Annotated in this window: 14 protein-coding genes, 2 rRNA genes and 1 pseudogene; 11 read left to right on the top strand and 6 right to left on the bottom strand. The window is 48.1% G+C overall.

The window, feature by feature from the left end:
* Window positions 1-9: 9 nt before the first annotated feature.
* Window positions 10-810 (top strand): alpha/beta hydrolase, encoded by an 801-nt coding sequence (locus tag V2P20_RS06080; protein WP_331817137.1) that lies wholly within the window; start codon window positions 10-12, stop codon window positions 808-810.
* Here V2P20_RS06080 and V2P20_RS06075 read toward each other — a convergent pair.
* Entirely contained in the window at window positions 807-1,412 is a 606-nt protein-coding gene (locus V2P20_RS06075; RefSeq protein ID WP_331817135.1) for a PilZ domain-containing protein, read from the bottom strand. The two genes, V2P20_RS06080 and V2P20_RS06075, sit on opposite strands and share 4 nt — an antisense overlap.
* 149 nt (window positions 1,413-1,561) lie before the next feature.
* Here V2P20_RS06075 and V2P20_RS06070 point away from each other — a divergent pair, with 149 nt between their 5' ends.
* The 4 genes from V2P20_RS06070 to V2P20_RS06055 all read left to right on the top strand — a co-directional run bounded on the left by V2P20_RS06070 (window position 1,562) and on the right by V2P20_RS06055 (window position 5,261).
* A complete protein-coding gene (locus tag V2P20_RS06070) occupies window positions 1,562-2,134 on the top strand; it encodes a hypothetical protein (RefSeq protein ID WP_331817133.1) in 573 nt (190 codons plus the stop codon).
* Window positions 2,135-2,260: 126 nt separating this feature from the next.
* Window positions 2,261-2,680, top strand: a complete 420-nt coding sequence (locus tag V2P20_RS06065; protein ID WP_305076255.1) for an FKBP-type peptidyl-prolyl cis-trans isomerase — start codon at window positions 2,261-2,263, stop codon at window positions 2,678-2,680.
* A 114-nt stretch (window positions 2,681-2,794) separates the two neighbouring features.
* Entirely contained in the window at window positions 2,795-4,996 is a 2,202-nt protein-coding gene (gene rlmKL / locus V2P20_RS06060; protein WP_331817131.1) for a bifunctional 23S rRNA (guanine(2069)-N(7))-methyltransferase RlmK/23S rRNA (guanine(2445)-N(2))-methyltransferase RlmL, read from the top strand.
* Window positions 4,986-5,261, top strand: a complete 276-nt coding sequence (locus V2P20_RS06055; protein ID WP_331817129.1) for an acylphosphatase — start codon at window positions 4,986-4,988, stop codon at window positions 5,259-5,261. The genes rlmKL and V2P20_RS06055 overlap by 11 nt, the downstream gene beginning before the upstream one ends.
* Before the next feature lie 124 nt (window positions 5,262-5,385).
* On the opposite strand, the gene msrP is transcribed toward V2P20_RS06055, so the two are convergent.
* The 3 genes from msrP to V2P20_RS06040 all read right to left on the bottom strand — a co-directional run bounded on the left by msrP (window position 5,386) and on the right by V2P20_RS06040 (window position 8,453).
* Complete coding sequence (gene msrP, locus V2P20_RS06050; RefSeq protein ID WP_331817127.1) at window positions 5,386-6,330, bottom strand: protein-methionine-sulfoxide reductase catalytic subunit MsrP; 945 nt, start codon at window positions 6,328-6,330, stop codon at window positions 5,386-5,388.
* A 2-nt stretch (window positions 6,331-6,332) separates the two neighbouring features.
* Entirely contained in the window at window positions 6,333-6,977 is a 645-nt protein-coding gene (locus V2P20_RS06045; protein ID WP_331817125.1) for a DoxX family protein, read from the bottom strand.
* Window positions 6,978-7,187: 210 nt separating this feature from the next.
* Window positions 7,188-8,453, bottom strand: coding sequence for a TIGR03862 family flavoprotein (locus V2P20_RS06040; protein ID WP_331817123.1), 1,266 nt, complete (start codon window positions 8,451-8,453; stop codon window positions 7,188-7,190).
* A gap of 213 nt (window positions 8,454-8,666) precedes the next feature.
* Between V2P20_RS06040 and V2P20_RS06035 the strand changes: the two genes are divergently transcribed.
* The 6 genes and pseudogenes from V2P20_RS06035 (at window position 8,667) to V2P20_RS06010 (ending at window position 12,333) form a co-directional block, all read left to right on the top strand.
* Entirely contained in the window at window positions 8,667-8,903 is a 237-nt protein-coding gene (locus V2P20_RS06035) for a hypothetical protein (RefSeq protein WP_331817121.1), read from the top strand.
* A gap of 149 nt (window positions 8,904-9,052) precedes the next feature.
* Complete coding sequence (locus tag V2P20_RS06030; protein ID WP_331817119.1) at window positions 9,053-9,325, top strand: hypothetical protein; 273 nt, start codon at window positions 9,053-9,055, stop codon at window positions 9,323-9,325.
* A gap of 510 nt (window positions 9,326-9,835) precedes the next feature.
* Window positions 9,836-10,138, top strand: coding sequence for a hypothetical protein (locus V2P20_RS06025; RefSeq protein WP_331817117.1), 303 nt, complete (start codon window positions 9,836-9,838; stop codon window positions 10,136-10,138).
* 25 nt (window positions 10,139-10,163) lie between these two features.
* A pseudogene (locus tag V2P20_RS06020) lies at window positions 10,164-10,390 on the top strand (IS3 family transposase); the annotation flags it as partial.
* 327 nt (window positions 10,391-10,717) lie between these two features.
* Window positions 10,718-11,059, top strand: a complete 342-nt coding sequence (locus V2P20_RS06015) for a cupin domain-containing protein (protein ID WP_331817115.1) — start codon at window positions 10,718-10,720, stop codon at window positions 11,057-11,059.
* A 2-nt stretch (window positions 11,060-11,061) separates the two neighbouring features.
* Window positions 11,062-12,333: a glycosyltransferase gene (locus tag V2P20_RS06010; protein WP_331817113.1), complete on the top strand. Its 1,272-nt coding sequence runs from the start codon at window positions 11,062-11,064 to the stop codon at window positions 12,331-12,333.
* 109 nt (window positions 12,334-12,442) lie between these two features.
* On the opposite strand, the gene rrf is transcribed toward V2P20_RS06010, so the two are convergent.
* Together rrf and V2P20_RS06000 are read right to left on the bottom strand one after the other, a co-directional pair.
* Window positions 12,443-12,558 (bottom strand): 5S ribosomal RNA (gene rrf / locus V2P20_RS06005).
* Window positions 12,559-12,660: 102 nt separating this feature from the next.
* Window positions 12,661-13,150: ribosomal RNA gene (locus V2P20_RS06000) — 23S ribosomal RNA — on the bottom strand; the annotation flags it as partial.

Raw genomic sequence — 13,150 nt, 5'->3', positions numbered from 1 at the left:
GCTTGATCCATGATCGCCAAGCGCATGCTGTCGCTCATACTGCTTTATTTGCTCCTGCTGCTGATCGTTTTCCTGTTTCAGCGAAAACTGATCTACCTCCCCGCTCAACTTGAGCCAGAGCACCAGCAGGAGTTGGCCCAACAGTTGAATTTCAAACTCTGGCCGACGAACGACGATTACCTCGGGCTGATTTCACAAACGCCGTCTGCGGCTGATAAAGGAACGATTGTCGTGTTCCATGGCAACGCAGGCTCAGCAATGAACCGCATCTATTATTCGCAAGCCCTGGAAAAGCTCGGCTACCGCGTCATACTGGCCGAGTATCCGGGCTATGGCGCCAGAGCAGGCGATCCTTCGGAAACGGTATTGGTTTCGAATGGCATTGCAACAGTAAAACAGGCCCTGCATGACTTTGGCGGGCCGATTTTTCTGTGGGGCGAATCGCTGGGCGGCGGAGTGGTTTCAGGTATCATAGCCAGCGGACAGGTTCCGGTAAAAGGCATCGTCCTGGTCACGCCATTTGACAGCCTAGCCAATGTTGCTCACCATCATTACCGATTCCTGCTGGCAAGATGGCTACTCCGTGACCGATTCGACAACGTCGAGAATCTGCGGCACTACACTGGCAGCACGGCCGTTGTGCTGGCCGAAGCCGATGAGATCATTCCTGTAAAATACGGGAAGAACCTGTTCGATTCACTGCAACACCGCAAAAAACTATGGAGATTCGAGAACGCCAGCCACAACAATCTGCCGCTGGCTCCCGGCCTGCCCTGGTGGCAGGAGGTAATGCAGTTTGTTTCAGGTTAAAACGGAATAGCATCGATAGCCACATTGACCTTATACATGTATTGTAAGCCGATCGTTGTCTCGCTATCGGCAGTATGATTAACCCATATTACTTTTATCTGTCCTTCCAGTTCCATCTGCTCAAAGTCAAACACAGTCGTCAGCCCCTCTTCAACGGCCGTTGTTCCCTCCAGAACAATCATTAAACCGCCTGCCGAAACATTGACGGTAGTAAATTCCCAATATTCACCGTTTAAAAAGATCCGTCCTGGAACAGCCAGATTTTCTCTGTGAAATTTTCTCGTATACGGCCGATTACCCTCGCTATGACTGATATGTTTAAATTCCATAGCGATGAAAGCACGCTCATCATCCATATCGATTCTGACAACTTCAGCATTGCCAACTAAACGCAGTTCCGGAAGATGCACATCAATCATTGTCGACACCGACAGTGTCTTATAAAGATCTCGGACATTCTCATAACCCGGCTTGCTGTCCAATTCAGCAAGTGCTCCGGTTATTGACATATTCTTGATAGTCACGGCCTTCTTTTCCCCTCCCATAACAATCGAACCGTTCGATGTTAAATTTTTACGATAAGGTCGCTTTACGTAGAACACCTGGGACATCTCCTTGCTTGATTATCTGTTAATGTCGGCTCGTTTGCTGTACAAGACTATGACATATCATTATATTGCTGAGCTTATATTATCGTTTGTTTTTTTAACTCTAACCATATTCTTCAGTATTTTAATTCCTCTGCTCTACCATGAAGAAACCATTCATACTGCCTCTATTACTTTCTCTAACCGCCTGCGCAACCATACCGCCCAAAAACAGCGACAATATCTGCGCGACTTTCAGAGAAAAAGATGACTGGTATGACGATGCCAGAAAGTCGTTTCAAAAATGGGGGATACCTGTCCATGTTCAAATGGCGATCATGCATCAGGAATCGCATTTTGTCGCCGATGCGAGGCCTCCCCGCCCCTGGCTGTTAGGTATTATTCCCTGGTTTAGGTCCAGCAGCGCCTATGGCTATGCGCAGGCCAAGGATGAAACCTGGGACAGTTATGTCGATAATGCCGGCAGTTGGTGGGCCGATCGTGATGAATTTGACGATGCCGCCGATTTTATCGGCTGGTATTGCAGCATCAGTTACAAAAAGCTGGGCATCCCAAAATGGGACACAAAAAATTTATATCTTGCTTATCATGAAGGGCATGGCGGTTATATGCGCAAGAGTTATCTGAAAAAACCCTGGCTGATGCAAGTAGCCAGCAAAGTAGCCAGGCGCGCGCAAATATTCCAAAGCCAATTAAATACTTGCAAGAAGAATTAAACAGCAAAAGCCGGTTTTTTGATAAACTACATGCCTCACATTTACCGTATGAGAGGAGGGGAAACCGTGAGAAAACTTCAAACTCGAATTCTTTCAGTTATTACAATTATTCTTGTAGGAATCACTATGTTTTCAATGGCTAATGCCACAACACCCGAAGAAAATAAAGCTGCCGGCGAAGCGTTCCTCGCAGAAAATGCCAAAAAGCCCAATATCATCACGACAGCAAGCGGTCTGCAATACGAAATCCTGAAAAAAGGCGAAGGCGCGACACCTTCCGCCACTGATAATGTAACTGTACATTACAAGGGCACAACAATTGACGGCAATGAGTTTGACAGCTCCTACAGCCGAGGCGAACCTGCCACATTTCCGCTTAACCGCGTCATTCCCGGCTGGACCGAAGGCGTTCAATTGATGCAGGAAGGCGCCCAATATCGTTTTTATATTCCGTCAGAATTAGCCTATGGCGCTCACGGCGCAGGCCGCCTGATTGGCCCGAACTCAACATTGATCTTTGATGTGGAATTGATCAAAATTCAATAAAAAATACCCATTTAGCGCGTAATACATCAATCTGCGCCATACCTGCAAATGCTATCGGCTGAAAAGCCATGCTGAAGCCGATAGCCAACCGATAGCCCCCTGCCTTGTTTGACCATGCCTATTTACCAATTATTTGCCACAACACCCAAAGCGATGGAAACCATTCTTGCTGAAGAGCTTCAGGCTCTTGGCATTAAGCCTATCAAGCAAACTCTGGCGGGCGTGGCGTTTGAAGGCGACCTAGAAACAGCTTATCGGGCATGCCTGTGGTCCAGAACGGCAAACCGAATTTTACTGGTGCTGAGTTCTTTTGAAGTCAAAACCCAGGATGATCTTTATTACGGTGTCAAGCGGATCAATTGGTTTGAGCATTTGCAGCCGGAAGGCAGCTTTGCTGTTTCGTTCAGCGCCAAGAACTCGCCTGTTATCAACAATACTCATTTTGGAGCTTTAAAAGTCAAAGATGCGATCGTTGACCAAATGCGTGCCAAATTCCAGAAACGTCCGAACATCAATACCGAGCAGCCTGATATCCGCGTCAATGTTTATCTACAAGGAACCACAGCGCAGCTCAGCCTGGACCTTTCCGGTGAAAGCCTGCACCGGCGCGGTTATCGCGATATCAATATCAAGGCTCCGATAAAGGAAAACCTCGCCGCAGCCATATTGCTGCGCAGCGGCTGGCCTGAAATCGCAAAACAACAGGGCTCGCTGATCGACCCGATGTGCGGCTCAGGCACTTTATTGCTGGAAGGCGCAATGATTGCCGCTGACTATGCGCCGGGCCTGTTGCGCGATTATTTCGGCTTTATCGGCTGGAAAAAACACGATGCCGTATGCTGGCAGAAACTGCGCACCGAGGCCGAGCAACGGCAAGCGGCCGGGCTCGAAAAGCTGCCCGTTATCGTCGGTTTCGACCAGAACCGCCATACCATCAATGCGGCCTTAACGCATATTGCCAATGCCGGCCTGCAACATAAAATCCATGTCGAGCGCCGCGATATCGGCGATGCGCAACCGGCGGAAAGCTGGAAGCCGGGCCTGGTCGTCTGTAATCCGCCTTACGGTGAGCGACTCGGCGACGAGCAGGAAACAGCCGAGCTATACAAGCGCTTCGGCGATACGCTGAAAACGCGTTTTACCGGCTGGAAAGCCGCCATGATCATCAGCAATCCGGAACTGGGCTTCCGCTTGGGGATACGCTCGCAAAAACCTATTACGCTGTTCAACGGCGCGCTCGAATGCAAACTCCTGCGCTTTAACATTGAAGAAAGCGCTTTTTTCACACCCAAAGCCAAAACGCAGGATGAAAGGCTGGATCAAATTACTGAAGCCAGCAAGAAGCAGTCTATCGACGCCGGCGCCGACATGTTTGCCAATCGGTTGAAAAAGAACCTCAAAAAGCTTTCCAAATGGGCTCAGCAGAATAAAATCAGCTGCTATCGGATTTACGATGCCGATCTTCCGGAGTACGCGGTCGCCGTTGATATTTATCAGAGCGAGCAGACCTGGGTTAATGTCCAGGAATACGAACCACCCAAAAGTATCGATCAGCACAAAGCCGACCAGCGCTTGGCCGGCGTGTTGGCAGAAATACCGCGCGTGCTTCAGATCAGTCCGGATCAGGTCTTCCTGAAAATACGCCGCAGGCAAAAAAGCACCGACCAGTATGAAAAACACGGTGATTCCGGCGTGTTTCATGTTGTCGAGGAAGGCGGCTGCAAGTTGCTGGTCAATTTTGAAGACTATCTGGACACGGGCCTGTTTCTGGATCACCGGCCTATCCGCCTCATGATCCAGCAACAGGCCAAAGGCAAGCGCTTCCTGAATCTGTTCGCCTATACCGGCAGCGCGACCGTGCATGCGGCCTGCGGCGGCGCCCGATCAACCACAACGGTCGATATGTCTAATACGTATCTTAACTGGGCTCAAAAGAACATGCAGCTGAACAACATGCAGGGAGAACACGAGTTCATCCAAGCAGACTGCCTGGATTGGCTGGCAACCGAAGCCAAGCAGCCTTACAGCCGTCAATATGATTTGATTTTTCTCGACCCGCCGACTTTTTCCAATTCAAAACGCATGGATGACGTGTTTGACGTGCAAACCGACCATGTGTCGTTGATCAAGAATGCTATTTCACTGTTGGCGCCAGACGGCGCCTTATACTTCTCGACCAATTTCAGGCGCTTTAAACTCGACAATTCAGCCCTGCCCGGGTTAGTCATTGACGATATTACGGCGGACACTATCCCGGAAGATTTTGCCCGCAATCCCAAAATCCATTATTGCTGGAGAATCAGGCATGGTGCGTAAAGTCAAAATTCTGGTTTCTGGCCGGGTTCAAGGCGTCTATTTTCGCGCCTTTACCCAGAACAAGGCCAAACAGTTAGGTGTGAAAGGCAGCGCTCGAAACCTGGCGGACGGACGCGTTGAAATTATTGCCGAAGGCAAGAGCCCAACAATCGAAGAGTTCGTAAAATGGTGCAGCAAAGGACCTGTAACGGCCCGCGTTGATCACATCGAAACGGCCGAATTACAGCCCGATGAACAATTAACGTCGTTCGATATAATAAGATAAATCCGTTTACGCTTGGTTTATTCGCTGGCCCAGACAGATTGTGTCTCACTTAATTTTTATTAGCTCCGAGCTGGCTCTGGATGGCCGCTTTAAATAGCAATCCAGTACTTTTTACCGAGCGCCATCAGAAATATTTTTTTAGATCCATGCCGGCATAAAGCAATGCCACCTGTTCTCCGTAACCGTTGAACTTTTCAGTATCGCGTTTGGCCGTAAAAATGCTGCTGCCTAGTATTCGCTCACGTTTTTGACTCCAGCGAGGATGGGAGACTTCCGGATTGACGTTGGCATAAAAACCATATTCCGTCGGCGAGCTTTTATTCCAGGCCGTATCGGGCATGTTTTCCAGCAGACGGATTTTAACGATTGCCTTAATGCTCTTGAAGCCGTATTTCCACGGCACAACCAAGCGTAATGGCGCGCCGTTCTGGTTAGGCAGATCGTCATCATACATGCCGGTAGCCAGGATCGTTAACGGATGCATGGCCTCATCAATTCTCAGTCCCTCCACATAAGGCCATTCCAGAACGCCGGTTCGCTGGCCGACCATGACGTCCGGATTGTATAACGTTGTAAACTCGACGAATTTTGCATTTGAGGTTGGCTCAAACTGTTTCAGCATCTTGCCCAGCGGAAAACCTATCCACGGCACGACCATAGACCAGGCTTCCACACAGCGGAAACGGTAGATGCGTTCCTCTAAAGGATTATCCTTTAGAATATCTTCCAAATTATAGACGCCCGGCCTGTTTACCTCGCCTTCTACCGTTATGCTCCACGGTCTGGTTTTTAGCGCTCGCGCCAACTTCGATGCATCCTGTTTATTGGTGGAGAATTCATAATAATTCGTATAGCTGGTGACATCTTCGTAATCAGTCGGCACCAAAGGTTCCGAATAAGGCCCTGTGAGCACATCAGCATACTTGCCGCTTTCTGCATCAGCCAATCCTGGCAGCATCAGCGCTGCAGAGCCGGCGACCGTTGCTTTAATGAATTGCCGGCGTGACTCAAAGACCGTCCGATCAGTAATTTCGCTGCTTAAAATGTCAGCTTTTGCTTTGATCAACATATTTACGCCCCTTGTGCCATATATTTACGGCTCAACCAATAATCGGCACTGACATAGCGGCCGCCGCCCATAAAAAACAATGCCAGCAGCATGATGAAGTAAGTCGCGGCAAATTCAATGCCATTGTTGAGCACAACAAAATTGCCTTTTTCGGTCAGCCAGGCATAATCGCCATATTGCTGCAGTATAGATTTGGCCTGTTCCAGACGTTCCATTGCCGCTATTGTTCTATCCGTCGCGAATAAGCCACTGTCTCCGGCAATTGCCAACCAACCGTATCGCCAATGCACCGTGATGGCTGCAACAACCATCACCCCCATGAGCGGAATGGTAATCAGGCGCACGCCAAACCCAAACAGCAAAAATAAAGCACCCAGAATCTCAACCGTTATCGTTAATAGAACCATCAACCAGGGCAACGGCATACCCAATCCCCACTCTGGATTACCGAACCAGTCGACAGTACTGCTAAAGCTGGCGATTTTTTTGGTACCGGCCATCCATAAAACGGGCACGAGGTAAAGTCTCAGCAGTAACGGTGCAAGAAAATCCAGCACTTTAGCTTTATCTAGCCATTTCGATAGTTGCCGGCACCAAACAGCTCCGTCATCTACTAAGGCGGCAAAGTCAATATCTCTAATATTCATGGTAAGCCATTCTCCTTATTAGTCATTCAGTTAACAGCCATAGCCTTAAATCGTAAGATAACTCAAATATGAAATCTGTGTCTTGATTATTTCGGTTGGAAAGGCTCAGGAATTTTCTGTCTTAATTGCAATTAGGACTGTGTATCCGTTTGGGGTTGTAATCTAGCGGATGGCAATCCTCGCAACGGCGGACGCATCATCGACGATTTCTCAAGACGGATGCAGATGACTTAGCCAGTCACGCACACCCAAGCCCGCGCACAGACCGGTGGCAAAGCAGGCCGTGAGCAGATATCCGCCAGTAGGAGCTTCCCAGTCAATCATCTCGCCGGCGACGAACACGCCGGGAATAGCAGTGAGCATAAGGTTTTGATCGAGGCTGCTAAAGCAAACGCCACCGGCAGTGCTGATCGCTTCGGCGATGGGGCGAGTTGCCTGCACTGTGATCGGCAAGGACTTGATGGTCGCCGCCAGCGTAGCCATATGAGCAAATTGTTCCTTACTGAGAACCTCGCGCAGCAGAGCCATCTTGACGCCGGCAATACCGAGCCGACTTTGCAAATGGCTAGATACCGACCGCGATCCGCGCGGTTTGCTGATTTCGGCAAGCACCTTCTCAGCGTCGCGTCCGGGCGCCAGATCAAGCGTGAAGGTGGCACTTCCGTGGATATTCAAGTACTCACGCAGACGCTGAGAAAACGCATAGATTAGGCTGCCTTCGACACCGTGCGCGCTAATCATCATTTCGCCTTGTCGCCGCTCGGTATGCCCCTGAGCGTCAGTAAAAGTCAGCGCCACCGATTTGAGGGGCGCTCCAGCAAATTTGTCGCGCAAATACGAACTCCACGCCACTTCAAAGCCACAATTAGCGCTTTGCAATGGCGCGATCTCTACGTTGCGCGCCTGCAGCCATGACACCCAAGCACCATCTGATCCCAACTGCGGCCAGCTGGCTCCGCCCAACGCCAACACCGTCGCCTGCGGCGTGATTGAAATTTCACCGCTCGGATTGGCCAGTCTCAACGAGCCATCAGCGTTCCAGCCCAGCCAGCGGTGGCGCACATGCAGATGTACACCAGCGCTGCGAAGGCGATGCAGCCAAGCCCGTAGCATCGGCGCAGCTTTCATCCGTGTGGGAAATACTCGGCCTGAGCTGCCGATAAAAGTATCGATGCCCAGCCCGTGTACCCATGAGCGCAAGGCGCTCGGCGGCAATCGGTCGAGCAATGCCTGCAACTGCAATTGACGATCGCCATAGCGGGTGCAAAAGACGTCATAGGATTCGCTATGCGTGATATTCAAACCGCCGATACCGGCCAATAAAAACTTGCGGCCGAGAGATGGCATGGCATCATAAACATCGACTTGTATCCCCGCAAGGCAAAGCGCTTCAGCAGCCATCAGCCCAGCCGGCCCTCCTCCAATAATGGCGACTTGCTGGGTGATGTAATCGGGCTGGGCAGTGTAATTATTCATAGAGTTAGAATGTAGGTATTTGAGGCGATTCTCATTTTAACTTAAATACCGCAGTCAATAGCTCGAACACACAAAAAATCGAAGATCGATATGAATTGGCCATAAAAATTAGTCTATTAGCACAAAAAATATAATAAAAAACGAAAGGATTACTTAAGTTAAGTCAGATATAAATGCTCAGCTACAGCTAAATAGTCTGAGGAGTAATATTTTATGATTCTGACAAAATTTAAACTTAACGATGGTACTGAGTATTTTGCAGAAGCTTATGTTGACGGACACCTGATTAATCCGAGATTTCCACCTGAATCTGTCCCTGAAACCCCTTTTATCATTCATGCTAAAAATATATTTTCAGTGCATGCTCTAGTTGATGGATGCACCTTATGCGTAGGCGTCTTTGATAATCTCAATGATGCCTTGTATTGCGCTAAATACCGCCTTATTTGACATTAAGAGATCCAAAACATAAATATGTGTTGCCGAGTTAGCCATTTGGCAATGGCCTGGTGAGCCAAAGTGTGATTCAAGGCATATGATAAGCATTCGACACAATATCTCTCTCCGAGGTAGATCAGTAACATGTGGAGTTTTATGACATGAGATTCCTATTATCGCTTATGAAAAAATTTAAACTTGGTGACAATACTGAATGTTTGGCAGAAGACTTCATTGATGGCCACTTAGTCAATCCGGTTTTTAAAAATGGACTATTCCCAGAATCACCTTTCATTCTTCGTATGGAGCATCAATTTTCAGTTCATAACTTGGTTAACGGATGCCTCAAATGTTTGGGCGTGTTCAATAGCCTCAATGAGGCCTTGAATTATGCTAAAAATGGCTATTCTTGGCGTAATGAAACTTATGCTTAATGTTCTGTTACCCATGTTATTGATGGAGAAAGACGCAGTCGTTGTGTCGGCTCTCGAGCGCTCGAAAGCCGATACTTTTCGATGCACCGGACAATCCAAATGTTTTTGGCAAAATAGACCGTAAATGATATCAACCGTGGCGGGCCGAAGCCCTTGCTGAATTGTCCGAAATCAGACACAACGCCTCTCAACTGTCCATTATTTATCTTTGTCAATATCATAAAACTCGATGAACCCGATACTGCCGATTTAATAGTGACACAGCCTCTGCAAGAGGAGAGCTTAGCGGCAACTCAGCAATCAAAAATTCTTAGCACAGTTATTTCTCTATCTTACTACAGGATGACATCAAGGGCTGGCTTCTATTTCTATACTGACTATGACGTGCAAACCTGCTATTACGCAATTTAACTAATTGATTTATTTGACTTGTATATTTAGCATCATTTAACACATCAACGGACTTTCCCGGGTGCAATATTGCCCATCCACTGGTGGAGGTGATTTTTGATGACTCGTTACTTGTTTGTATTTTGTTTTAGCTTGAGTCTTGGTTTAGCGGCTTACGCGGCCGATCCTGACCAGCCCAAAGCCAATGCGGCGGCCGAAAAGCCCGCTAAAAGCAATGCAACTGCGATCGGAGACGAGACGGGAATGTGTTTTAAAGGAACGAGTTGCGATGGTGAGAAAATTGGTTATAAGACCATTCCTGACTGCAAAAAAGCAAGAGGTAATAGCTGGTATGGACACACTATAATAGGAGGACATGACAAATGTGTTAGTAAAGATAGAGATCATTTGGATTGGAAATAATCTGTTATATTTTGGATACCATATATTTTGCGTAGAGGCTTTGGACGAAGCGATGGTGAATTACGGAACGCCTGAGATTTTCAATACCGATCGGGGGAGGATAATTCACCCGTGAAGCCTTCGCCAGTAAACTCAAAAACCCATCAGATCCAGATTAGCATGGACGGTAAAGTCTCCCGGCTCGATAATGTCTTTGGGGAACGGCTCTTGCGCTGCTTAAAGTCTGAAGAAATCTACCTGAAAATGCATGAAATACCTCAGTAAGCCGAATGCTAATTCAGCTTCTACAATGAAGAAAGACGCCATCAGGAATTAGAGCAAAGGACATCGGATGAAGTGGTATTATGCTGACCTTGTTAATAATGAATAGAAAGCAGCATAACTCGGCAGGGTTATCACTTAAGAATGATAAATGACTGTCCAATCAGCAGAGCCCCATCTTTTACTACACAAATAATTGATGTATAACCAATTTATTCTTTTTCCATATTGAATGTGTAACATCAAATGATAAATAACCATTGCCATATATTGACCCGCTATATCGTTTGCATGATTATTGCTTTCAGTTAATAAGCTATGGAACCGAATCACTTCAATATTTTCAGCGATATTCCCCTTCAACTACCCGAAGAGCTATTTGACTGTATACTCAAGCAGGATAATATTCGTATTGAACGAATCGTTTCCAGAGGCCATGTTACACCTGAAGGCTATTGGTATGATCAAGTCTTTGATGAATGGGTCATCCTGCTTCAGGGCAAGGCAGTTGTCGCTTATGAACAAGACCAAATGCGCTTCACATTAAAAACCGGTGATTATCTATTCATCCCTGCGCATGTCAAACATCGCGTCGAATGGACTATGGCGGAAATTGACACGGTCTGGCTGGCAGTTCACTTGCTTAAAGGAGATAGTTAATCATGAAGATAGGTCTACAGACATGGGGATCCAATGGCGACATCCGGCCTTTATTGGCTTTATCCGAAGCGTTACAAAAGGCGGGACACCAGGTAACGCTGGCAGCCAGCAGCATCGATAACAGCGACTATACGGATATCTGCCAACGGCTGGCTATTGGCTACCGGCAAGTGCCTGCACACATCGATTTTGATATGCCTGCCTTTGCGCAAAAAACGTTCAGAATGAGCACATTGCAATGGCTTAATGCTTTGCTTGAAGAGGTCTTCTTTCCGTACGAGCGGGCTATTTATGAAGCATCTAAGCAATTGGTTGAAGAAAATGACTGCGTTATCGGCCATCACTTTTTGTATCCGTTGAAGCTGGCTGCTAGCAAACAGAAAAAGCCGCATTTTAGTGTGACGTTTTGTCATGGTGCAATTGCCACGACTAACCGCCCCCCTTTCAGATTTCCTGATTTGGGTGCTCTAATTAACCGATTTCAATGGCGTCTTTTTGATTACATTTTTGACTTTGCATTAAAAGACAATTTGAGCAAGCTCTGGCTTAGCGAGGGTATGCCCGCTTTTAAGCATGTTTTTCCTGAATTGTTAAATTCGAATTCTCTTAATCTAGTAGCTGTCGATCCGCTTTTTTGTCCTTATCAAAACCAATGGCATCCAATTCATCAGGCCTGTGGCTTTTTGAATTTACCAGACACGGCTGAAACCTGGTCAATTCCTGAGGATCTGCAGCAATTTATTAGGCACGGAGAAAAGCCTGTTTATATGACATTCGGCAGCTTACAACAAGCAGTGCCTGATTGGAGCATGGATCTATTTATCGAGGCCGCTCAAAAGATAAAGTGCCGCGCAATCATTCAAACCAGCTCCGATAGATATCCGCCCGAAGCGCAGTATGGGGATATTTATTTTATTGGCAAACATCCTCATCAAGCTGTCTTCAAACACTGCGCAGCTGTTGTACATCATGGCGGTGCCGGAACTACTCACTCCGCTACGCTCAGCGGTTGTCCTTCAATTGTAGTGCCTTTTATGGATGAGCAACTATTCTGGGCATGTCAGCTTCAACATTTAGGCCTAGCTCCGGCACCTCTGCTTGCAAAAAATGCCTCCGCAGCAGCATTGGCAGAAAGAATAAAAGCCGTATTACAATCGGAAAAAATGCAGTCAAATGCTCTCAGAGGCAAGGATCAGATTGATCCAGGGCGAGGTACAAAAACAGCGACCTCCTTGATTGAAGCGGCATTTGTCCGGTCTCATCAAACAGGCTGAAGCTTACTAACACGAGCCAAAACCCTGCTGGGCGGGGAGACGCGGGCGGGTTGAGCGGCGGGCAAAAAAAAACCCGGGCCTCAGGGAGGTCCGGGTTTTTCGGATAGGCGCTTGGCGATGCCCTACTTTCGCATGGCAAACGGCCACACTATCATCGGCGCTAAGCGGTTTCACTTCCGAGTTCGGGATGGGATCGGGTGGTTCACGCTCGCTATGGTCACCAAGCAAACTGGTGTAGCAGGCCGGCTGTCGCCGCCTGCTGTCGTGGAAATCTGTAGCTCTCGCTTCAAAGCGCTGTCAGTCTTACCCAAACTGATTGGGTGTTATATGGTCAAGCCTCACGGGCAATTAGTACACGTTAGCTGCACGCCTTACAGCGCTTCCACACCGTGCCTATCAACCTGATCGTCTCTCAGGGCCCTTCAGGGGACTCATGGTCCCAGTGAGATCTCATCTTGGGAGGGGCTTCCCGCTTAGATGCTTTCAGCGGTTATCCTGTCCGAACATAGCTACCCGGCAATGCCATTGGCATGACAACCGGAACACCAGCGGTTCGTCCACTCCGGTCCTCTCGTACTAGGAGCAGCTTCCCTCAAATCTCAAACGCCCACGGCAGATAGGGACCGAACTGTCTCACGACGTTCTGAACCCAGCTCGCGTACCACTTTAAATGGCGAACAGCCATACCCTTGGGACCTGCTTCAGCCCCAGGATGTGATGAGCCGACATCGAGGTGCCAAACACCGCCGTCGATATGAACTCTTGGGCGGTATCAGCCTGTTATCCCCGGAGTACCTTTTATCCGTTGAGCGATGGC

The sequence above is a fragment of the Methylobacter sp. Wu1 genome (assembly GCF_036553575.1).
In the GTDB taxonomy this organism is placed as follows: Bacteria; Pseudomonadota; Gammaproteobacteria; order Methylococcales; family Methylomonadaceae; genus Methylobacter.
The sequence above is the reverse complement of the archived record's forward strand: the minus strand, read 5'-3'. Positions and strand labels throughout refer to the sequence as shown.

What these genes read in the sequence shown, in the direction of transcription:
- V2P20_RS06080 (WP_331817137.1), top strand. Translation starts at nt 10, where the DNA reads ATGATCGCCAAGCGCATGCTGTCGCTCATACTGCTTTATTTGCTCCTG.
- V2P20_RS06070 (WP_331817133.1), top strand. Translation starts at nt 1,562, where the DNA reads ATGAAGAAACCATTCATACTGCCTCTATTACTTTCTCTAACCGCCTGC.
- V2P20_RS06065 (WP_305076255.1), top strand. Translation starts at nt 2,261, where the DNA reads ATGTTTTCAATGGCTAATGCCACAACACCCGAAGAAAATAAAGCTGCC.
- rlmKL (WP_331817131.1), top strand. Translation starts at nt 2,795, where the DNA reads ATGCCTATTTACCAATTATTTGCCACAACACCCAAAGCGATGGAAACC.
- V2P20_RS06055 (WP_331817129.1), top strand. Translation starts at nt 4,986, where the DNA reads ATGGTGCGTAAAGTCAAAATTCTGGTTTCTGGCCGGGTTCAAGGCGTC.
- msrP (WP_331817127.1), bottom strand. Translation starts at nt 6,330, where the DNA reads ATGTTGATCAAAGCAAAAGCTGACATTTTAAGCAGCGAAATTACTGAT.
- V2P20_RS06045 (WP_331817125.1), bottom strand. Translation starts at nt 6,977, where the DNA reads ATGAATATTAGAGATATTGACTTTGCCGCCTTAGTAGATGACGGAGCT.
- V2P20_RS06040 (WP_331817123.1), bottom strand. Translation starts at nt 8,453, where the DNA reads ATGAATAATTACACTGCCCAGCCCGATTACATCACCCAGCAAGTCGCC.
- V2P20_RS06035 (WP_331817121.1), top strand. Translation starts at nt 8,667, where the DNA reads ATGATTCTGACAAAATTTAAACTTAACGATGGTACTGAGTATTTTGCA.
- V2P20_RS06030 (WP_331817119.1), top strand. Translation starts at nt 9,053, where the DNA reads ATGAGATTCCTATTATCGCTTATGAAAAAATTTAAACTTGGTGACAAT.
- V2P20_RS06025 (WP_331817117.1), top strand. Translation starts at nt 9,836, where the DNA reads ATGACTCGTTACTTGTTTGTATTTTGTTTTAGCTTGAGTCTTGGTTTA.
- V2P20_RS06015 (WP_331817115.1), top strand. Translation starts at nt 10,718, where the DNA reads ATGGAACCGAATCACTTCAATATTTTCAGCGATATTCCCCTTCAACTA.
- V2P20_RS06010 (WP_331817113.1), top strand. Translation starts at nt 11,062, where the DNA reads ATGAAGATAGGTCTACAGACATGGGGATCCAATGGCGACATCCGGCCT.